Here is a 21,024-nt window from a genome sequence, read left to right as displayed (position 1 = left end):
TAAAAAGCGTTATTCAGTCACTGTCGCTCTCGAATCAACGATATCAACTCCTTCTGGCATTTGGAAGCTAAACAGCGCAGGATCAATTTTCTCGTTTTGTTTTACATGATAAAACTTAACAATGGTGTTTTGGCCTAAAGTATCTGCAAGGTACAACTCGGTGAGTTTACCCTCTTCGAATAAGATGGTTACCGAATCAAAAACACTTTCTTCACTTTTGGGCTTTAACGAAAATAACTGATGAACAGCCTCTTTCACTTCCAACTGAGTGATATCAAAAGACGCCGCTAATTGTTTTGCTCCACTCGTCAAAAACAATAACGGAGAACCAGCGACAACTTCGTTCTGGTTTTGGATAGTCACCTGTTCAAGATCCATATCATGGGTCCATAGGTGTTCGCCGTCGGCGACTATCAACTGAGGAAATTGTTCTTTGACTTCCCAGCGAAAATGGTTTGGTTTTTGAATGGTAAAAGTACCAGTACTGTAATCCATTTCCTTACCGTATTCATTCATAACACGTTGATCAAAATCGGCTTGATAGGTTTTTAGATTTTTGATTAACGCCGCCATCGATTGAGTCGCGGGAGAAATTTCTTGAGAATTTATAACAGGCGCCAACATCAGTAAACAGCTCGCCATCAATCCACTAAAACATCTTTTCAACATGGACAATCCTTAAAATAATTTAACATGCATTAACTCACGTTAAAAACGTCATCAACCCTATCTCAGGGTCAACGAAATTGAGCAAGTTAAGCGCTAGTCCTCGATCATACTGTATCAAATAGGCCTGAATCAAAGATGAATGGCCTTGATCTAAACAATTTAAGAAAGTCAATGTTTATACCGGTGGAGGTGGTGGCGCGATAACTTCTCGCTGCCCATTTGACTGCATTTGACTGACAATTCCTGCAGCTTCCATTTCTTCTATCATTCTAGCGGCTCGGTTATAGCCAATTTTTAAGCGCCGCTGCACACCGGAAATAGAGGCTTTTCGGGTTTCGGTAACAATGGCTACCGCTTGGTCGTAAAGCTCATCTTTCTCAGCGCTCTCATCCCCTTCAGCTGCGGGAATACCAGGAAGATCGGCATCAGAGGCGCCGGTGACAATTGATTCTTCATACACTGGCTCACCGCGTTTTTTCCAGTCTCCTACAACACGATGAACTTCATCGTCAGCGACAAACGCGCCATGAACTCGAGTGGGAATGCTGGTGCCGCCTGGTAAATAAAGCATATCCCCTTGGCCGAGTAATTGCTCCGCCCCCACTTGGTCGAGGATGGTTCGTGAGTCAATTTTTGACGAAACCTGAAACGCGATTCGCGATGGAATATTCGCTTTAATCAACCCCGTAATTACATCCACCGACGGTCTTTGAGTTGCCAGTAACAGGTGTATTCCCGCGGCACGAGCCTTTTGTGCGATACGCGCGATAAGTTCTTCAACTTTCTTACCCACGATCATCATCATGTCGGCCAGCTCGTCAATAACAATGACAATTTTAGGCAAAGTCTCTAGGTCTGGCGCCTCGTCTTCCATGTCATCGGTCGGCTGCCACAAGGGATCTTTGAGTGGCTCGCCCGCTTTGATCGCATCACGCACTTTACGGTTAAATCCGGCGAGATTTCTAACCCCCATCGCCGACATTAGGCGGTAGCGGCGTTCCATTTCAGCAACAGCCCATCGCAGCGAGTTCGCCGCTTCTTTCATATCGGTTACAACCGGGGTTAACAAATGTGGAATCCCTTCGTATACGGACAATTCCAGCATCTTTGGATCGATCATTATCATCCGCACTTCTTCCGGAGAAGATTTGTACAATATACTAACAATCATGGCGTTGATACCGACTGACTTACCCGAACCAGTAGTACCCGCGACCAATAAGTGGGGCATCTTCATCAAGTCGATCACAATAGGTGCGCCGGATATATCTTTACCCAGGCCCATGGTCAAAGAAGACTTAGAATCATCAAACGCTTTACTGCCGACGACTTCTTTTAAGCGAACCATTTCTCGCGACTCATTGGGGACTTCGATGCCGATATAAGGTTTACCAGGAATGACTTCTACTACCCGGACACTCGTTGTCGACATTGAGCGAGCGAGATCTTTAGCCAAATTGGTAATTCGAGCAACTTTGACCCCCGCCGCCAGCGATAGCTCAAAACGGGTGATGACAGGTCCTGGATGGACCGCTACGACTTGCGCATCCACTTTAAAATCAGCTAACTTCAACTCAACTAACCGGGACATTGCTTCAAGGGCTTCATCGGACATTCGTTGGGTTTGCTCTTCTGGCTCGTCAAGTAGTCGTACCGGCGGTAACTCGCCCTCAACCGGCGAGTCATCAAATAGGCTAACTTGCTTCTCTTTTTGTTGGCGAGCACTGGGTTCTATCTTGCGAACTTCTTTGGCTATCTTAACGGGCTCACGTTTTTCTATTTTTACTTTTTCTTGTTTAAAAACCGCTTCTCTTGCTTGTTTAATTTCTTTTTGGGCTTTTTTATCTTTGATCTGATCAACTAAATCGATAAGTTTTGTCTGTAACCAGGCAATACCGTCCAACGTCACTTTTCCCGTCCAATCCATTAGTTGAAACCAGGAGATTCCGGTAAACAATGTCATTGAAGCGAAAAATGCTGCGAGTAGAAGTAACGTTGCTCCCACAGGGTTAAACCAGCTGACCAATAGATCAGAGAGCATTTTGCCCAAAATCCCACCTGAAAAATAAGCGTTAGCCATTGCCGGATCAGCAAAATGTTGGGCCGAAATAGCAGCGCCTAACATCAAAGTAAAAATTAGTCCAAACAGACGGAATGTCCAAAACACCCAACTATTGGGAAGGGTATTTTTTCGCTCCCGAAACAGTAAATAGCCGGAGTAAACCACCATAAACGGAAACAAAAACGCGAGATAACCAATCAAGTGCAAGAAAAAGCTCGAAAACCAAGCGCCAGCTCGGCCAGTTGCATTTTGAATTTCTGAGACATCTCGAGCGACAGTCCAACCAGGATCATCGGGTGAGTAACTCCAGAGAGAAATAAATAAAAAAATCGCCACAGCAATCAAAACGATAAAGCCGCCCTCTTTGAGGCGAACCATCATTAAATTGGCAACTTGTTGGTTTTCAACTTTCGTATTCATAGGTTTATTTTTATTCACAATCTTACGGTGTCTGCCCCGGAACGGCCTCTATCCGAGTATCTGAATCTCGCTGCTTTCTTTGACTTCTTCCATCACCACGTATGTTCTCGAGCCGCTCACCCCTGGGAGCGTCAGCAAGGTTTCACCGAGGAGATTTCGATAAGCCGCCATATCGGCTACGCGTGCTTTAACCAGATAATCAAAATCACCGGACACTAGGTGGCACTCTAACACTTGCGGTAGGTCGATAACAGATTTTTTAAAATCATCAAAAACGTCGGGAGATGTCCGCGTTAATCGAATTTCGACAAAGACTAGCAGTGCAGCGTCAAGCTTTTCTGGCGCTACTTTTGCTGAATAGCCTTTGATATAACCATTTTTCTCAAGCCGTTTAACCCTTTCCAAACAAGGAGTTGCACTTAAACCAACCCGCCGAGAAAGCTCAACATTAGCGATTCTGCCATCTCTTTGCAGCTCTCTGAGTATTGCCTTATCGATTCTATCTAGGTCGGTAGACACCAAACGCGCCATAGTGATTTTATCTTTTTAAAACGCCCTTAGAAGATTATTCTACTAGTTATAGGCGTATTTAAGCAAGTTATTCTGCTTTAACCGGCGTATACTAGCGCAAAATTTTTTGGGGCAATTTTAAATCGAGCCCTTAATTTTGCGACAAATCTAGTACCTATATGAAATACCCAGGAGGATTGCGATGTTAATCGGTGTACCTAAAGAAATAAAAAACCACGAATACCGTGTTGGTATGGTTCCAGCAAGTGCCAGTGAACTTATTCATCACGGTCATCAGGTAATTGTTGAGACTAATGCAGGTAGCGGAATCGGTTTTAGCGACGAAGACTACATCGCTGTTGGTGCTGAAATTCGCCAGACTGCAGAAGAAGTTTTTGCCGAAGCAGAAATGATCGTCAAAGTTAAAGAGCCACTCGCCGAGGAGCGCGCAAGACTTCGCGAAGATCAGATTCTTTTTACTTATCTTCACTTAGCACCTGACTTGCCACAAACTCAAGATTTGATTAAAAGTAAATCAATTTGTATTGCCTATGAGACGGTAACTAGTGATCAAGGTAGCTTACCACTGCTAGCGCCTATGTCTGAAGTCGCTGGTCGAATGTCTATCCAAGCAGGCGCTCAGTGTTTGGAAAAATCTAAACAGGGCCGCGGCATGTTACTGGGCGGCGTGCCAGGTGTATCTCCCGCAAAAGTGGTCATCATCGGTGGTGGCGTGGTTGGCACCAACGCTGCGCAAATGGCTATTGGTATGGGCGCAAAAGTTGTCATTCTTGACCGCAATATCGATGTCCTTCGCCGCTTGGATGCTCAGTTCGGCGCACAATTAGAAACCGTGTTTTCGAGTAAAGATGCGCTTGAGTCACATGTTCTCTCAGCAGACTTAGTCATTGGCGGTGTTTTGATTCCTGGCGCTGCTGCACCCAAACTCGTTACAGAAGAAATGATTTCTCGCATGAAACCGGGTTCGGCAGTTGTTGATGTGGCAATCGACCAAGGCGGTTGTTTTGCGACTTCTAAACCAACCACACACGCAGAGCCAACTTACATTGTTGACGATGTTGTTCACTACTGCGTTGCGAACATGCCTGGAGCGGTGCCAAGAACTTCAACTTTTGCATTAAATAATGCAACACTGCCATACATCATCAGCATTGCTAACAATGGTTATAAAGCTGCGCTTGAAGCAGACAAACATTTACTGAATGGACTCAATGTTCATAAAGGCATGGTTACTCACAAAAGTGTTGCTGACAATCTAGGTTTTGAGTTTGTTGACCCAGCCGATGCGCTAAACGTCTAAACAAAATTTTGCCAATTTAACAAAGCCCCGGCATCGGGGCTTTTTTATCCGCGATCGTTGGTTGCTACCACTATTTTTTTATTTAATAGTGATATTTAAAAAAAAGATGGATTACTCAATAGTAAACTTGAATAGGTTTTAAAAGCCTTCTCACTTTTCACTTTTCACTTTTCACTTTTCACTTATCACTTTTTATTGAGTCATTATTTTTATTGGCTTTAAGCGTAATGATAACGCTATCACATTCTAATCTCAGATTATTGGTTGACTTTTTTTTGACCAAGGCGTATAAAAAATATACGCCATGTTTTCATGGCAAGAAAAACGAAAACATATGATTAAAAACTCAAACTACTTCATCGTTTACTTTTTCGAGGACCACTATCTCTCAGAGTGGTTTGACGAATAGATATCACCTTTCTAGTTTTAACTAGCCGATAAATTCAATCTCACGTTCAGCGTCTTAATGCATTAATTATTTTTTATTTGATAAAAATAATTGAGGCGCTTTGTACGCCAGAGAAAACCAAAAATATTTTGGAGATATAACGATGAAAATAATTTCTTCAAGTCTTTTGTTGGTATTGATGGTTTGTGTAAAACCATCAAGTGTAAAAGCATGTATAACCAGTGAGTCCACTAACAACAATACGCTCTCTTCGGCCGAGGGGCCACTGTGTGATAACCAAAACTTATCTGCCAGTATCAATAATCGACGTGACGTCGATTGGTATTACTTTGACGCCTTAGACGGAAACATTTCAATTAGTTTAAACCACCATAGCCGAGATGACTTTGATTGGGCATTGTTCAACAATCAGGGAACTCAACTCACAGCTGCCACTTCAAGCAATGTTCCTGAAACCGGTTCTTACACTATAACCAATAGCAGCCGATACTATTTGCAAGTAACCCGATATCGAGGCAGCGGCTGGTACGATCTTTTGGTCGACTACAATGCGAATGATTCCGGTGGCGGAAATGATTGCGGCTATGGTCCTAGACCCGCAAAACCCGGCAGTTTAAAAAACTGGTTATCCGTGGCACCGGGTCAAAGCGATCAAGATATTTGTATTTCTTTAAATGAGCCAGCAGTACTTTTAATGGGCGGTAACTTTGACGTTGATGAAGCTTTTTCACTTCGAGTTAAACCCTTAATGGAAGGCGGTGATGTTGTCGTATTAAGAACCAGTGGTTCTGATGGATACAACGATGTCTTGCTGGAACGTACCAATGCAAACTCAGTCGAAACATTAATTGTTGATTCGCGTAACAAAGCGAATAGCGACTATGTTGAGTGGGCGATAAAAAGTGCCGAGTTTATCTGGATTGCAGGCGGCGATCAGTCGGACTATCTCAACCAGTGGAAAGGCACACTCGTTGAGAGTGCATTAAACCATGTAATTCAAAAAGGAGGCATATTAGGCGGAACTTCCGCTGGAAATGCGATTCAGGGTCAGTTCGTTTACGACCCCGATGGTGTACCAGGAATTTATAGTGCTGAAGCAGTTTCTGATGCTTGTCATCCCTATTTAAATATTTCCACTTTTCTGTCGACTCATTTTATGAAAAACATCGTTACCGATACTCATTTTGCTGAGAGAGATAGAATGGGACGACTCGCGGTTTTTATGGCGGATATTGGCTCTCCAATTACCGGCGTTGGCGTCGACGAAGACACCTCGATTTTTATTCGCGCTGATGGCACTTCTGTTGTCGATGGAGATAATGCCGTCTACGTTCTCCAAGAAGATAGCAACAGCCAATTAACTCGGTTTAGTTGTAGTGCCCCCGTAATCTACGAGAATATTCGTCGTTTCAAGTTGACCGCTGGGGATACCTTTAACTTCAATACGGGCAATTCATCGCAGCCTTATATCTATCTCTCGATTGACGGCCGTGATAATAATTTTTATACCCCATCCACGCCTTACTAATTTGATAAAACTGCACTAGCGGGTACAAGTTTGCCCGCTTGTTTATTGAACCAGTCGCTGTTTCTCCAGTCAATCGTATTTACTCCGTCCGGTATTAATTTCTCCAAACCATCTTTTGACCTTGAAAAACAGCTCTCAGCCCCCCACAATAATGGTTAAGTTAAAAATCGATAAAAACAGGGATTGAGCGTGTCCTCGCTACAAGATCAATTACTTAAGGCTGGCTTAACGACCAAAGACAAAGCGAACAAAGCCAAGTCAGCACAACGCAAAAAAAAGAAAATAGCCCGTAAGCAAAAACAAGATATTGTTGACGAAAGTAAACTGGCCGCTGAGCAGCTCATCGCAGAAAAAGCGGACAAAGCACGCGAACTCAATCAGATTAAAAATGCGGAGGCCGAAGAAAAAGCAGTCCTAGCGCAAATCAAGCAAATCATCGATTCCAATCAACAAGACACCGGTAAACCCGCAGTATCGTTCAACTTTTCAGATAATGGTGCTATCAAAAGCCTTGATGTATCCAATGAAGTGCACCGTCACTTGTCCAATGGACGTTTGGCGATCACTCGCCTCGATGGTGCCTATAAGCTTATCCCGACCCCGGTAGCAGCAAAAATTATGCAACGTTCTGACGACTTCATCGTCCTTATCAACGAACCGACTGAAGAAGTCTCTGAGGATGATCCTTATGCGGATTATCAAATACCAGATGACCTAATGTGGTAGCAAATTTAGCTGAGATTAGCTAGGCAATAACTATCGATGTAATAGTTGAGACTGAATATGAGAATCAGTTGTTGAGTCTAGCGCCAATCCCTTCTAGAATTCGCTATCGTTTTTACATGTAAATAGCAAAGAATCACTTTTGGAGTAATCCCCATGCCACAATCTCGTCATTGTAAATTACTTATCCTTGGCTCTGGCCCTGCAGGTTATTCTGCAGCAGTTTATGGTGCAAGAGCTAACTTAGAGCCAGTCATCATCACGGGTATGGAGAAAGGTGGTCAATTAACAACCACTACTGATGTTGACAATTGGCCCGGTGACAATGACGGCGTGCAAGGTCCCGAGTTAATGGATCGCATGGAAAAGCATGCGGTACGCTTTGGTACAGAAATTATTTTTGACCATATTCACACCACAGACTTGAGCAAACGCCCGTTCACTCTTACGGGTGACCAAGGCACCTACACCGCTGATGCTTTAGTTATTGCGACCGGCGCCTCTGCAATGTATTTAGGCTTAGAGTCGGAAGAGGCTTTTAAAGGAAAAGGCGTTTCCGCTTGTGCGACTTGTGATGGATTCTTTTACCGCAACAAAAAGGTCGCTGTTATTGGTGGTGGCAACACTGCGGTGGAAGAAGCCTTGTATCTTTCAAATATCGCTTCAGAAGTTCACCTGGTTCACCGCCGTGATGCCTTGCGCTCGGAAAAGATATTGCAGGACCATTTGTTTGAGAAAGCCGAAAACGGCAATATCACAATCCATTGGAATAATACCCTGGAAGAAGTCGTCGGTGACAACATGGGGGTCACCGGAATCAAAATTAAGAGTACGCAAGATGAATCAATCACGGAGCTTGATTTAGAAGGGGTATTTATTGCGATCGGCCATAAGCCAAACACCGGAATTTTTGAAGGCCAATTGGAAATGAAAAACGGCTACATTGTCGTCAATAGTGGTCTCCAAGGTAATGCCACCGCAACTAGCGTCGAAGGGGTTTATGCTGCAGGAGACGTGGCAGACCAAGTCTATAAACAAGCAGTGACATCAGCCGCTGCAGGCTGTATGGCGGCTCTAGACGCAGAGAAATTTTTAGACGCGCAAGGTTAGCCCCGTCCCATTAAAATCTAGCATTAAAAAGGGCGCTATCTAGCGCCCTTTTTATCGTCTCTTTATCATCTCTCTCGGTTTTAGCACGACTATTTTAGTCCTACTGTTTCAGCCCTACTGTTTTCGCGCTGCTGTTTTAGCCATTCGCTCTTGGCGCTTAAATCATATGTAACCCGCGCAGTATTTCTTGATAGACATACCCTCTTAAGGACACCATTTCTTCGTCATCAATATTGTCAAAGTTCATGCCGTAGGCATATTCTCCAGCATCATCATCCTCTTTAACATAGGTTACTAAGCAATCGACAGTGACAATTCGCTCGATATCTTCAAGCAATAATTTCATGGTCACATTGAGAAGGTCGCCTTCCAGTGCAATTCGCATATTGGTTTCAATCCTTACACCAGAGCAGCTCATGTTAAGCAGTCGACCGGTCAGCGCAGGCGATTTGTGCGTCTTATTAATTATCGTAACCCCAATATCAGTCGCTACGCGCACCTCCTTACGCACCTCAACAGATTGGATATCTTTAGGAATTTCTAGGTGAAGATAAGGGTATGGCTGACCACGAGTCGCGAGAACCCGGGTGGTAAATCCAGATGCTGTATTTTTGGCGACAAATCGTAAGGTGACCAGCTGAGACTCCCTGACAAAAATCATCTTATCTTTACCGCTTTGAGGCGCAGATACAATGACGCTGCCACGCGGATTAATACCGATAAACTTAACCGGATAGCGCGCATCAGCATTATCACCAATTTGTAACTGTAGCGCATCCCCAGGCGCTAGCCCCAATTCTTCTACTCGCATAAATAGAAGCCAATATTCCTGTTTGTTTAGAATTCTTTTAAGTGTAGACTTATTTTATATAAAAACTAAATTTCTTAATCAATGGATAATATAAAAAACACCCTACTTTGGCTGACGCCGCTTTTGAGTTTAGGCCTTGGGATCCTGCTTTACTCGCTCGAATTTACGCTACCGGTCGTCATTGTTGCGAGCATTACTTTTCTGTGTGCTATTTGGTGGATTTTTGAACCGATTCCTATCCCAGTGACGTCGTTGATTCCACTCGCAGCGTTTCCTTTGACAGGGGTACTCACGCCAACGGAGGTTGGTTCGGCTTATGGTCACCCGCTGATTCTGCTATTAATGGGTGGCTTTATTTTGTCTCAATCGATGGCTTATTCTGGCGCTCATCGGCGAATCGCATTAATTATGGTCAACTTGTTTGGGGGCTCTTCTCCAAGACGGCTCGTGATGGGGTTTATGGCAGCAGCGGCGGTGCTGAGTATGTGGATATCGAATACCGCCACCACTTTGATGTTATTGCCGGTCGCATTGGCAACGCTGGAAAACTCGAAAGATAAACAGTTGACCGTTGTTTTGCTATTAGGGATTGCCTATGCCGCAAGTGTCGGTGGAATCGGTACGCCAATTGGCACGCCACCCAACGCACTTTTCCTCTCAACCTATGAAGAAGCGACCGGTAAGTCTCTCGGGTTCTTAAGCTGGATGATGTGGTCGCTACCTCTGATCATTCTATTTATTCCGCTGATGATGTTGTGGATTACTCGGCATATTAAATCTGAGGAAAAAATAGAAGTACCCGACACCGGAAAATGGTCGACGATTGAAAAACGAGTCATGTGGGTATTTGCTATCACCGCGCTACTTTGGATTACTCGGTCAGAACCATTTGGCGGCTGGCGTGAGTTAACTGGCTTTACCACCGCAAACGATGCGTCGGTGGCCATGCTTGCCTGTATCGCGATGTTTATTATTCCTGACGGTAACAAAGGCCGTCTGCTTGATTGGAAAACCGCTAACCAAATTCCCTGGGGTGTCCTTTTATTATTTGCTGGCGGGATTTGTATCGCTAAAGCTTTTGGGGCGAGTGGTCTCAGTGAAATTATCGGTAATCAGTTAGCCGGGATCACTGGCTTACCAATAATATTGGTTATCATGGCGATTGCGTTTACGGTGACATTTATGACCGAAATGACCAGCAACACCGCAACCACCGCGTTGCTTATGCCGATTCTTGCTTCTGCAGCGCTGAGCGCAAAAATAGATCCTGCACTGCTCATGTTGCCTGCGGCGATGAGTGCAAGCTGCGCCTTTATGTTACCGGTTGCAACAGCACCCAACGCTATTGTTTATGGAAGCGACCAAGTGCCGATTAAGGAAATGGTTCGAAATGGTTTTGCACTCAACTTGTTGGGCACCATACTAATTACTTTAGTGTGCTACTTATTAATTTAAGTGAACATATAACTTAATTTAAGTGAACATATAACCGTTATAATCCGCTAATTACGTTGCGTAAAAACTTTGCGCAACTATTTTAGTATGATATTTTTTTTCGAATATTTGACCTGAACTTGTTGTCCAGAAAGATTAAGCGATAATGATTTAAGGTCGATGTTGTCACCTTTCAAAGTAAGCACATAAACCCCTTCATCTCGAATAATTGGCCGACTATGGGCACTTTGATTGTCGAGTAGCGGCAATCGAATTATTCTCGGATCAGCAATGGTCAAGCTGGAGGGTTTTTGAGCGCTTTTATAATTCAGTTGCACACGGTTACTTGCAGGAACTAACGCCTGATTAGCTTTCTGCTTATCAAACTTTGGTCCTGGGTACTCAACGACTCTTATAATTTGATGATCATCGCCAACAAACTTCACCAAGACCTTAGCGTCAGCAAGAAGCTGAGGCGAAAATATTAACACGAAAATAGCGACCCAGTATTGCTTCATCTTTACTCACTCACCGTGACTTGCCAAGTAAAATTAAAATCAGCGAACGTATTCAGTTTTCTAATTTTACCGGTCGTATCAGAAACATTAACTTCGATTTGATAGCTGCCCGCTTGCAAATCGAAATTAACTTGTTCTTGATCATTTAAGGTTTCCTGAATTACACCGTTTACACGCCATTCAATACTTTGAACTGGCCCATCAAATAACTTTTCAACTTGAAAGTCTAAGGGGTCACCCAAATTAACTTCCAAATTTGACGAAACCGGAACGACTTCAGCGACTGCTCCAGAGTTTTCATAAAGACTAATTAACCATTGCTCTGAGTTTACAACGCCAAAACGAACGCCGGAGATTCTCATTCTTGAATCAGCAAGTGGACGATAAAAGCCCTCGCCTCTGTAGAAAGCACCCTCAAAAATTCCAACACCTTGCGAGCCAGATTCAGGTGGAAAATTATCCTTATCTTCAATCCAATGACTCCACGGGACTAACAGCGGATCATCAAATTGAGACACGTTCGCGTATTGCCCTTCTTGATAGCCTGAAGTCGACACGTTTGGATCGACATACTCGTCGGCTAAATGTGCAAATGAATGACCAAGTTCATGAAGCGCTACTGGTCTATTAGTTCGATTATAAACCGCTATATCGCCTCCTGAGCCACCATTGCGCTCATCATTAACGACCACTAATGCCTGATGGTAATTAGGGTATTCGTCTAACAGCACGTCATAGACCGCGGTGAGATCAATGCACAATAATCTTTCGATTCCGCTACAGTTGTAACCGGCACCAAAAGCCGTGTCGACTTGGTCGACACCAAAGACATCATCAGCACCCGATTGGTTGGAAAATATCTTAAGCAAATGAATATTCCACCCAGCCATATGTTCTGCGATCCCATCATCCAATTGCATCAGACCAATTGTTCTAATCGCATCTTCTTGCATCAACGTAAATTCAGATTCTTGATAGCCATCCCCCAAGATAACCATATGAATGCCTTTTCCCTCTTTACGCCCAAATAAAGTCTTGCCTAAACCACTCGCGTTAATTGGGTGTATCGAGACAGGTAATTCTACGGAAGCCACATCGGTCCCATCACTGACAGTTATTACTAAATTGAAATACGCGACTGCTTGTACATCGGGCGCATTCCCACTAATGACGCCTTGCCCAATCGTCCAATCAAGCGCATCTGTTACTCCCGCGAGTTGGAAAGATAATGAATCATTTTCTTCGTCAAAAACCGACAAATTGATCTGAAAGCTTTGACCAGCATCGAGGTACTCAGCGTCATTGGTCAGGGCAACAACCGGCGGGTCATTAACCGCAATGACATTTAAATCAAATGCGGGTAAAGCTGCGGTCGCGCCAGTCGAATCAGAAACTGAAACGGTAATCCCCGGGAAAAAACCGGTATCGGCATTGGTTTGCGGCGTACCAAAAATGTTACCCGTGGAAGACACTTGCAGCCAACTCGGCGCATTGGTAATACTATAAGTCTTAGAGCCCGAGTGATTAATTGTTAGGGTGCTAAAGGCGTATGGCTCTCCTTCAGTCGCTGTTGAAACAGGCGTGCCAGAGATGCTGATGATTTGAGGACTTTCAACACCACTACTACTGGAACCACCGCAAGCCGTCATCAAAATCAATTGAGCTACCATTAAAAATAGCAGGATAACCTTGAATGAAGATTGAACTAAAAGCTTGCGACGATTGATATCTTCTACGCATCTGAAATGAATCAACTTCAGTTCAGACACACCTCCACTTTGTAAATAATTGAGAGCACTGATAGCTAAAGGCAAACCGATTATGCTATGTCGCACATTCGTTCATTCACTCGTTCGCCCACTTGCTGTTTTTCTAAACAGCTAAATATAAAAAGCTAAATAAAAGTAGCGAGCACAACAAGGCTAGATTGCCTATTTATTGACCATTAAGTGTCAGTTTACTGCAAAAAGGCTTTAAACGCAGCCTTGGCTTCTTCAGATGATAAACGTTGCGCAAAAACCAATGCTTCTTTGTCAATCAAATCTAAAACGTCTTGAATCTGAGCGCCTTTCAATAGCTGTTTAGTCTCCAACAACACGGCGTCAGAGGACTTCGCTAGTTTTTCTGCAACCTTTCTGGACTCGGCCCAAAGGGATTCAGCGTCATCAAAAACCGCATTAACGAGTCCACTTGCAAGTGCTTCATCAGCGAGCACATTACGCCCGGTCATTAACCACTCATTTGCTTTAAGCTCACCACACCGTTTTGCCAACAGTTGGCTTGAAGCACCTTCCGGCGTCAAACTCAATTTGATAAACGGTACCGAGCTCTTTATATCTTTTGCAGCGTAAACAAGATCGCAATGTAATAGCATGGTTGTCCCTATTCCCACCGCAGCACCATTGACCGCTGCGATGATAGGTTTAGTTAAACTTGCCATGACTTTCAAAAACTGAATCACATTACTTTGCAAATTGAATTCCGTTTCCAGAAAATCTTTAAGGTCATTACCACTGCTAAAGTGAGGACCGCTACTGCGCAATAAAATAACTTTAATTTGAGAATCTTGTTCCGCTTGCTTGAGGTTTTTAACAAGATTGGCATACATCTCGTCGGTTAAAGCATTGAGCTTTTCAGGTCGATTGATTTGAATTTCAAAAACTTGGTTTTCGACGCTTGTTAATATGTGCTCATTACTCATTTCTAATTTCCCTATTTTACTAATTTGCTTATTTAATCGATATCTGATTTGCTAGTGGGTCTTGGTTATTCCACGGCTGATTTTTTGTTCACTGTTTGCCGCAATATAGGCAAAAACCACGTATGCTGCTGTATTTTGCGAGAGATTTTCCGGAACAACTTTATCCAGGGTGTCGTCTTCAGTGTGGTGCAGATCGAAATAATCCGTACCATCCTGGCGTAAACTAAATACCGACATACCGAGCGAATACATCGGAATCAAATCAGGACCAGGTCCTGCTTTATTATCAACATACTCGATGCCCAACGGCTTCATTAATTCGGCCATTTTTTTAACCACCGGTAAATTATCTTCCGCTACGTTTGAGGCAAACGCATAGATTTTTCCCGCACCAAAATCTGATTCTGCGCCGGTCACGTGATTGTCTAAATCAACTTTATGCTTTGCAGCATAAGCTCTCGCACCAATGAGACCTTGTTCTTCATTAGCAAACAAAACGACTCGAACGGTTCGCTTAGGACGATATTTGCTATCGCCGATAATTTTCGCAGCGGCCATCGTAATGGCCACGCCAGCACCATCATCAACAGCACCGGTTCCTAAATCCCAAGAGTCTAAATGGCCACCTATAACAACTTTTTCATCAGGGTACTCACTCCCCGTCATCTCGCCAATAACGTTGTATGAGGTGTATTCAGGACCATCATGAGAATAAACCTTAAGGTTCATCTTAACGGGCTTTTTACGGGCTAAAATTCTTTCTAACAAATCTGCATCAGGGTTAGACATTGCGGCAGCTGGAATTTTCTTCACGCCTTTTTTATAACGCATCATTCCGGTATGTGGTAAACGGTGAGAATCTGTGCCTATCGAGCGAATAACAATTGCAAGCGCACCTTTCTTAGCGGCTTCTACCGCACCCTGTCCGCGAGCTTTAACCACTGGACCATAACCGCGACCATCACGAAAACGCTCCATTTTTTGGCTAATAAAAACGATTTTTCCTTTGGCAGAATCTGCTGGAGAATCAATAAGATCTTGAAGGGTTTTAAAATGCACAATCTCCGCTTCGATCCCTTCTAGCGGCGTCGGGACAGTAAAGCCAAGCCCGGTAATTCTTATCTTATGGGGATAAGGTGAAACTAACACAGCGGCTTCTTGCGCTCTTATCCAAGTCTTAAAGGTGACAGGCTCTGTCCAGACTTTATCAAAACCCAGCTCTTTGAATTTCTTCACCCCCCACTCAACTGCCATCGCATCCTGTGGAGTACCAGCCATGCGGGCACCAACTTCAGTTGTTAAAGTCTCCAGAATGTCGTACGCAAGCGTGTTACTCATCGCTTTCTCGCGTAACTCGGCGACGATTTCTTCCTCAGTTGGTTGAGCTTTAACCAAGGCGGAGCCAGTTAATAGCAAAACACTGAATAACCCGGTAAGCAAACTTAATTTGTTCATTGAAATAGCCTATATTTTTATTTTGTGGTGCCTATGACAAGCGCCAGAGCTTATCAAAAAAAGCAATAAAGTGTAACATGCACTGATTAACTGATGGGACAAACAACTAGGCAAAGAGGAAAAAACCTGATGACCGATTCAATCTATCAATTTGAAGTCAATGATATTCAAGGGAATACCGTCCCATTATCAAATTTCAAAGGTAAGACTTTATTGATTGTTAATACTGCGAGTAAGTGCGGCTTTACGCCTCAATACAAAGGCTTGGAGGCGCTTTATGAAAAGCACAAAGACAACGGATTAGTTGTTTTAGGATTCCCATGTAATCAATTTGGTAAACAAGAGCCGGGATCTAATGAAGAAATCGCTGAATTTTGTGATTTAACCTTCAAAGTCTCATTTCCAATGTTCAGTAAAGTCGACGTAAACGGTGTTGACGCTGATCCGCTGTATAATTATTTGAAAGAAGAAGCCACTGGCCTTCTCGGCTCCAAAGCGATTAAATGGAATTTCACCAAGTTTTTGGTGAATAAAGAAGGTAAAGTCATGAAGCGCTTTGCGCCTAAAGATAGTCCTGAGTCGATTGAAAAAGATATCCAAGCAATTCTGTAAATCATAGAAAAACAGTGAATGAGCCACTTCATGACTTCTGAAACCAACATAGCCGACCGTCTTGCTGAACTGGAATTAAAAGTAACCTTTCAGGATGATTTGATTGAAAAATTGAATCAAGCACTCATTCAGCAGCAAGACGATATTCGCATGCTAACGAAGCTACTCGAAAAAATGAGTAGCGATATGCAAGATTTGCAGGAATCTAGCGTAATCGATCAGAAGTTGGAGGTTCCTCCGCCGCACTATTAAGTCATTGGATGACTCAACAATAAACGATTGAGCCGCTCAACGATTAGGTTACGCTTATCAATAATGAAAAATTGCTAGACGTAATATTTACAAGCGACTGATTCAGAAATAACTCGTTTAAAATTAAAGTTCGAGACAAAAAAAAGCGCCAAAACGGCGCTTTATTTTTTCTTATTGTTGTTTAACGTTGTTATTGTTTTCGCTTTTTATTTAGCCTTTAAATTTCTCAAAAACTAAACAAGCGTTAGTGCCTCCGAAACCGAAACTATTGGATAATACTCGGTTAATCTGAGTGTTTTCAGTTGTTTGAACTATCGGTAATCCTTCCGCGTCTGGATCAATGTTTTCGATATTAATAGAGCCCGCAATAAAGCCTTGCTCCATCATAATTAAACTGTAGATGGCTTCATGTACGCCAGTTGCGCCTAATGAATGACCAGCCAATGATTTAGTGGAACCGATTTTGGGGATATCACTGCCAAACACTTCTTTGATTGCGCCTAGCTCTGCTGTGTCGCCGACGGGTGTGGAAGTACCGTGAGTGTTGATATAGTCGACTTCTCCATCAACTGTTTGTAACGCTTGCTGCATACAACGTACGGCTCCCTCTCCGGATGGCGCTACCATATCGTAACCATCAGAAGTTGCACCATAGCCAACTATTTCAGCATAAATTTTTGCACCACGCGCTTTCGCGTGCTCAAGCTCTTCTAATACTAAAATACCACCGCCCGATGAAATAACAAATCCATCGCGAGTCTCATCATACGGACGCGAAGCAGTCTCTGGCGTGTCATTGTATTTAAATGAAAGTGCGCCCATCGCATCAAACAATAACGTTAATCGATAATCTTCCTCTTCACCACCACCGGCAAAAACAATATCTTGCTTGCCCAGTTGAATTTGCTCATAGGCGTTACCGATACAATGTGCGCTGGTCGCACAAGCTGAAGAAATCGTGTAGTTAATGCCTTTGATTTTATAAGGCGTCGCCAAACAAGCAGACGTGGTACTAGCCATTGTTTTAGGTACAGCATAGGGTCCAACTCTTTTAACACCTCTTTGCATACAAGTTTCAACAGCTTCAACTTGCGCCTTCTGAGAACCACCACCAGAACCGGTGATAATACCGGTGCGAGGATTTGACACCAAATCTTCCGACAAGCCAGCATCCTCAATTGCTTGAGTCATCGAAATATAGGTATAAGCGGCTGCATCCCCCATAAAACGCATGACTTTACGGTCAATATGTTCTTTCGGGTCAAGATCGGGTCTACCGGCAACTTGGCTGCGGAGACCGACTTCCTTGTACTTGTCCATAAACTTGATACCAGAGCGCCCTTCTTTGAGTGATTCAGCAACGCTCGGGACATCATTACCTAGACAGGAAACAACGCCCATCCCTGTGATTACGACTCGCTTCATTTCTTTTCCTCGTAACTGGATAAAAATTTATCAATAAAGCTGAATCCACAGGATAATTTGCAGTAACCAGCTTCACGATAATAATCATTCTCGAATATTTTTATGTTATTTGATTTCGAAAATTGCTCCGTTAGACACTTAACCAAAAGTGACTAACCGATATTAGACCTAAAAATCTTCGGTCGACTCAAACAAACCTACCCGAAGATTTTTTGCTGTGTAGATCTCTCTGCCGTCGACGAGCATTTTAGCATCGGCAATAACCATTGCTAAGCCCTTCTTCAAAACTCTCTTAATATCAACAACATACTTGACGAGCTTGGCGGTTGGCAGTACTTGGCCGACAAATTTAATTTCACCGGCACCAAGTGCTCGACCTTTACCTGGATAGCCTGACCAAGATAAGAAAAAGCCGGTTAATTGCCAAAGTGCATCGACGCCTAAACACCCAGGCATGACAGGGTCCGTTTCGAAATGACAACCAAAAAACCACAAATCAGGATTAATATCCAGTTCTGCGGTTACTTGCCCTTTACCGTAAGCACCACCTTCATTGGTGATCTCAGTAATTCGGTCCATCATTAGCATATTAGGTAGTGGTAAGCGTGCGATGGGACGGCCTTCTGATGCAGTTCCAATTAGCTCGCCTTTACCGCAGGCGATAAGATCGTCTCGTGAAAAAGACTCTGTGCGACTCATATAGATTTCTAAACCTTAAATTAACAGCAAAAATGAATTAAATAGCGGAGTTTTGTTGGCAAATCAGGCCTTCCCCATTTAAAAAACGCGCTATTATCCCTTTTTTAAACATCGCATCTGGTATGACCTTAGCGCTATATGAGACTAAAGTCTGGGCGGCTTTTATGACCGCCCAGTGAATTCAGTAAATAATGGTTAAACGATAGCCGATCAAAGGGTGGAATCGAGCTACTCTCTTCGCCAGACGGTTTCGCCAGCCTTATCTTCAAGAACAACACCTTCCGCCTGCAATTGGTCACGAATTTCATCAGCACGAGCCCAATTCTTGTCGGCTCTCGCTTGATTTCGCTCTGCGATAAGCTGTCCAATTCTTGAATCATCAGAGTCTTCACCGCTTGAAGATGATTTTAAGAAAGCCTCAGGCGATTGTTGCAAAATACCTAAAACGCCACCCAATTCGATTAGCTCAGCCGCGAGTAACAACGCTCTCTCAAGATCAGTCGATTTTGCGCGATTGATTTCTTTTGCAAGCTCAAACAGCACAGCCATGGCTTCTGGCGTATTAAAATCATCATCCATCGCCTGCTTGAATTTTGCTAAGTAATCACTATCAGTCGATACTTCCGGTAAGTTACTCAAATCAAGATCGCGTAAAGAAAGGTACAATCGCTCTAATGACGCATCAGCTGCTTTTAAGTTTTCTTCACTATAATTTAATTGACTGCGATAATGACTGGATAACATGAAGTAACGCACAGACTCAGAGCGATAAAGCGCCAAAACTTCTCTAATCGTAAAGAAGTTGTTCAATGACTTTGACATCTTTTCCTTGTCGACTTGAACCATTCCTGTGTGAATCCAGGTATTCGCAAAGCAGCATCCGTTTGCCGCTTCTGACTGCGCGATTTCGTTTTCATGATGCGGAAACTGAAGATCTGAACCACCGCCATGGATATCAAAGTGATCACCTAAGCACTTTTTTGACATAGCAGAACACTCAATATGCCAACCAGGTCGACCTTCTCCCCACGGAGATGACCAGCTCGGCTCTTCTGGTTTTGCCATTTTCCAGAGCACAAAGTCCATTGGGCTCTTTTTGTCAGACGCAACACCGACTCTCTCTCCAGCCTGCAGGGCTTCCAAATTTTGCTTACTCAACTTGCCGTAATCTTCAAATTTAGGCACATGATAGTAAATATCCCCGTCTTCACCTTGGTAGGCAAAGCCTTTATCCATCAGGGTTTGAATAATCTCAATGATCTCATTGATCGACTCAGTCGCTTTTGGCTCGATATCAGGTTTAATCATGCCCAACGAATCAAAGTCCTCATGCATGATTTTCTCAAACCGAGCCGTTAACTCATGGATAGATTCTTTGTTTTCATTCGCTCGAGCGATAATTTTATCGTCGATATCAGTAATATTGCGGATAAACGTGAGGTCGTAACCCGAATAGCGCAAATAGCGTGCGATAACATCAAAGGAAACAAAGGTACGAGCATGGCCAATGTGACTATAATCGTAAATCGTAATACCACAGACATACATGCTCACCTTGCCCGGTTTGATCGGTTTGAAGGTTTCTTTAGACTGAGAAAGACTGTTGTAAATATTGAGCATGGTTTAAAACTCGCTGATTAACACGTTGAATCGATAAATATAAAGCTTGAGGGACCGGATTATAAAGTGCTTGGCCACTTAAATCATCCTTAAAACCATAGTTTGAGGGAATAAAGGTTTGTATCAAAGACCGATTAAGTGACCTCGCAAACATCCCCCTACCTTTAAATCAATGAATCCGGTAAGATCTTTGCTAAATGACGAAAACCAATCACTACTATCAGGAATCAACATGGTTACCATCGAAACTAATCTTGGCAATATCAAAGTCGCTTTAAATGAAGAAAAAGCCCCCGAAACAGTCAAAAACTTCCTTGCCTATGTCGACGCAGGGTTTTATGACGGAACAATTTTTCACCGTGTCATTGAAAACTTTATGATACAAGGCGGCGGGTTCGACAAAGAAATGGGACGAAAAATGACAAACGACCCAATCAAGTGCGAGTCACAAAACGGTCTTGAAAATAAAACGGGGACATTAGCGATGGCACGCACTATGGACCCTCATTCAGCGACCTCGCAATTCTTTATTAATGTAAAGGATAATGACTTTTTAAATTTTACTGCGGAAACAGCACAAGGTTGGGGATATGCCGTATTCGGAGAAGTCGTCGATGGTATGGCGGTTGTTAATCAAATAAAAGGGGTGGAAACCGGCTTTGCGAGTGGCATGCAAGATGTTCCAGTCGAACCAGTAGAGATCATAAAGATCACTCGAGACTAATTATTGTAGCGATAACTCAAT

The 21,024-nt window shown here is 43.4% G+C and carries 19 protein-coding genes; 8 read left to right on the top strand and 11 right to left on the bottom strand.

Annotated features, from left to right (window positions below; translation table 11 throughout):
- Positions 1-9: 9 nt before the first annotated feature.
- From lolA to lrp, 3 genes are all read right to left on the bottom strand, one after another.
- The gene (gene lolA / locus FLL45_RS01310; RefSeq protein WP_142887985.1) at positions 10-669 is read right to left on the bottom strand and encodes an outer membrane lipoprotein periplasmic chaperone LolA; all 660 of its coding nucleotides are present in this window, start codon (positions 667-669) and stop codon (positions 10-12) included.
- A 175-nt stretch (positions 670-844) separates the two neighbouring features.
- Entirely contained in the window at positions 845-3,151 is a 2,307-nt protein-coding gene (locus FLL45_RS01305; protein WP_142887984.1) for a DNA translocase FtsK, read from the bottom strand.
- A 48-nt stretch (positions 3,152-3,199) separates the two neighbouring features.
- Complete coding sequence (gene lrp, locus FLL45_RS01300; protein WP_142887983.1) at positions 3,200-3,682, bottom strand: leucine-responsive transcriptional regulator Lrp; 483 nt, start codon at positions 3,680-3,682, stop codon at positions 3,200-3,202.
- 181 nt (positions 3,683-3,863) lie between these two features.
- Here lrp and ald point away from each other — a divergent pair, with 181 nt between their 5' ends.
- From ald to trxB, 4 genes are all read left to right on the top strand, one after another.
- Positions 3,864-4,982 (top strand): alanine dehydrogenase, encoded by a 1,119-nt coding sequence (ald, locus tag FLL45_RS01295; protein WP_142887982.1) that lies wholly within the window; start codon positions 3,864-3,866, stop codon positions 4,980-4,982.
- A gap of 551 nt (positions 4,983-5,533) precedes the next feature.
- Entirely contained in the window at positions 5,534-6,919 is a 1,386-nt protein-coding gene (locus tag FLL45_RS01290; RefSeq protein WP_142887981.1) for a Type 1 glutamine amidotransferase-like domain-containing protein, read from the top strand.
- Positions 6,920-7,108: 189 nt separating this feature from the next.
- Entirely contained in the window at positions 7,109-7,645 is a 537-nt protein-coding gene (locus tag FLL45_RS01285) for a DUF2058 domain-containing protein (RefSeq protein WP_185964282.1), read from the top strand.
- A gap of 153 nt (positions 7,646-7,798) precedes the next feature.
- On the top strand, positions 7,799-8,752 hold the full coding sequence (trxB, locus tag FLL45_RS01280; RefSeq protein WP_142887979.1) for a thioredoxin-disulfide reductase: 954 nt from the start codon (positions 7,799-7,801) through the stop codon (positions 8,750-8,752).
- A gap of 157 nt (positions 8,753-8,909) precedes the next feature.
- Here trxB and FLL45_RS01275 read toward each other — a convergent pair whose 3' ends face one another.
- Positions 8,910-9,563 (bottom strand): flagellar brake protein, encoded by a 654-nt coding sequence (locus FLL45_RS01275; protein ID WP_142887978.1) that lies wholly within the window; start codon positions 9,561-9,563, stop codon positions 8,910-8,912.
- Positions 9,564-9,644: 81 nt separating this feature from the next.
- On the opposite strand from FLL45_RS01275, the gene FLL45_RS01270 reads away from it, so the two are divergent.
- On the top strand, positions 9,645-11,018 hold the full coding sequence (locus tag FLL45_RS01270) for an SLC13 family permease (protein WP_142887977.1): 1,374 nt from the start codon (positions 9,645-9,647) through the stop codon (positions 11,016-11,018).
- A 77-nt stretch (positions 11,019-11,095) separates the two neighbouring features.
- Here FLL45_RS01270 and FLL45_RS01265 read toward each other — a convergent pair whose 3' ends face one another.
- The 4 genes from FLL45_RS01265 to FLL45_RS01250 form a co-directional block, all read right to left on the bottom strand.
- The gene (locus FLL45_RS01265; protein WP_142887976.1) at positions 11,096-11,515 is read right to left on the bottom strand and encodes a hypothetical protein; all 420 of its coding nucleotides are present in this window, start codon (positions 11,513-11,515) and stop codon (positions 11,096-11,098) included.
- Positions 11,516-11,517: 2 nt separating this feature from the next.
- Positions 11,518-13,284, bottom strand: coding sequence for a M64 family metallopeptidase (locus FLL45_RS01260; protein ID WP_142887975.1), 1,767 nt, complete (start codon positions 13,282-13,284; stop codon positions 11,518-11,520).
- A gap of 188 nt (positions 13,285-13,472) precedes the next feature.
- Entirely contained in the window at positions 13,473-14,216 is a 744-nt protein-coding gene (locus tag FLL45_RS01255) for an enoyl-CoA hydratase-related protein (protein ID WP_142887974.1), read from the bottom strand.
- Between the two features lie 51 nt (positions 14,217-14,267).
- On the bottom strand, positions 14,268-15,671 hold the full coding sequence (locus FLL45_RS01250) for a M20/M25/M40 family metallo-hydrolase (protein WP_142887973.1): 1,404 nt from the start codon (positions 15,669-15,671) through the stop codon (positions 14,268-14,270).
- A gap of 129 nt (positions 15,672-15,800) precedes the next feature.
- On the opposite strand from FLL45_RS01250, the gene FLL45_RS01245 reads away from it, so the two are divergent.
- Together FLL45_RS01245 and FLL45_RS01240 are read left to right on the top strand one after the other, a co-directional pair.
- Entirely contained in the window at positions 15,801-16,283 is a 483-nt protein-coding gene (locus FLL45_RS01245; RefSeq protein ID WP_142887972.1) for a glutathione peroxidase, read from the top strand.
- 30 nt (positions 16,284-16,313) lie between these two features.
- Positions 16,314-16,535 (top strand): SlyX family protein, encoded by a 222-nt coding sequence (locus tag FLL45_RS01240; protein ID WP_185964281.1) that lies wholly within the window; start codon positions 16,314-16,316, stop codon positions 16,533-16,535.
- Positions 16,536-16,745: 210 nt separating this feature from the next.
- Here FLL45_RS01240 and fabB read toward each other — a convergent pair whose 3' ends face one another.
- The 3 genes from fabB to cysS all read right to left on the bottom strand — a co-directional run bounded on the left by fabB (position 16,746) and on the right by cysS (position 20,279).
- Entirely contained in the window at positions 16,746-17,960 is a 1,215-nt protein-coding gene (fabB, locus tag FLL45_RS01235; protein WP_142887970.1) for a beta-ketoacyl-ACP synthase I, read from the bottom strand.
- A gap of 168 nt (positions 17,961-18,128) precedes the next feature.
- Positions 18,129-18,659 carry a bifunctional 3-hydroxydecanoyl-ACP dehydratase/trans-2-decenoyl-ACP isomerase gene (gene fabA / locus FLL45_RS01230; RefSeq protein WP_142887969.1) on the bottom strand — a complete coding sequence of 177 codons (531 nt, stop codon included), beginning with the start codon at positions 18,657-18,659 and terminating at the stop codon, positions 18,129-18,131.
- Positions 18,660-18,887: 228 nt separating this feature from the next.
- The gene (gene cysS / locus FLL45_RS01225) at positions 18,888-20,279 is read right to left on the bottom strand and encodes a cysteine--tRNA ligase (protein ID WP_142887968.1); all 1,392 of its coding nucleotides are present in this window, start codon (positions 20,277-20,279) and stop codon (positions 18,888-18,890) included.
- A 232-nt stretch (positions 20,280-20,511) separates the two neighbouring features.
- On the opposite strand from cysS, the gene FLL45_RS01220 reads away from it, so the two are divergent.
- The gene (locus tag FLL45_RS01220; protein ID WP_142887967.1) at positions 20,512-21,003 is read left to right on the top strand and encodes a peptidylprolyl isomerase; all 492 of its coding nucleotides are present in this window, start codon (positions 20,512-20,514) and stop codon (positions 21,001-21,003) included.
- The last annotated feature ends 21 nt before the right edge of the window (positions 21,004-21,024 follow it).

The sequence above is a fragment of the Aliikangiella marina genome (assembly GCF_007004765.1).
Classification (GTDB): domain Bacteria; phylum Pseudomonadota; class Gammaproteobacteria; order Enterobacterales; family Kangiellaceae; genus Aliikangiella; species Aliikangiella marina.
This window is presented reverse-complemented; position numbering and strand designations above follow the sequence as displayed.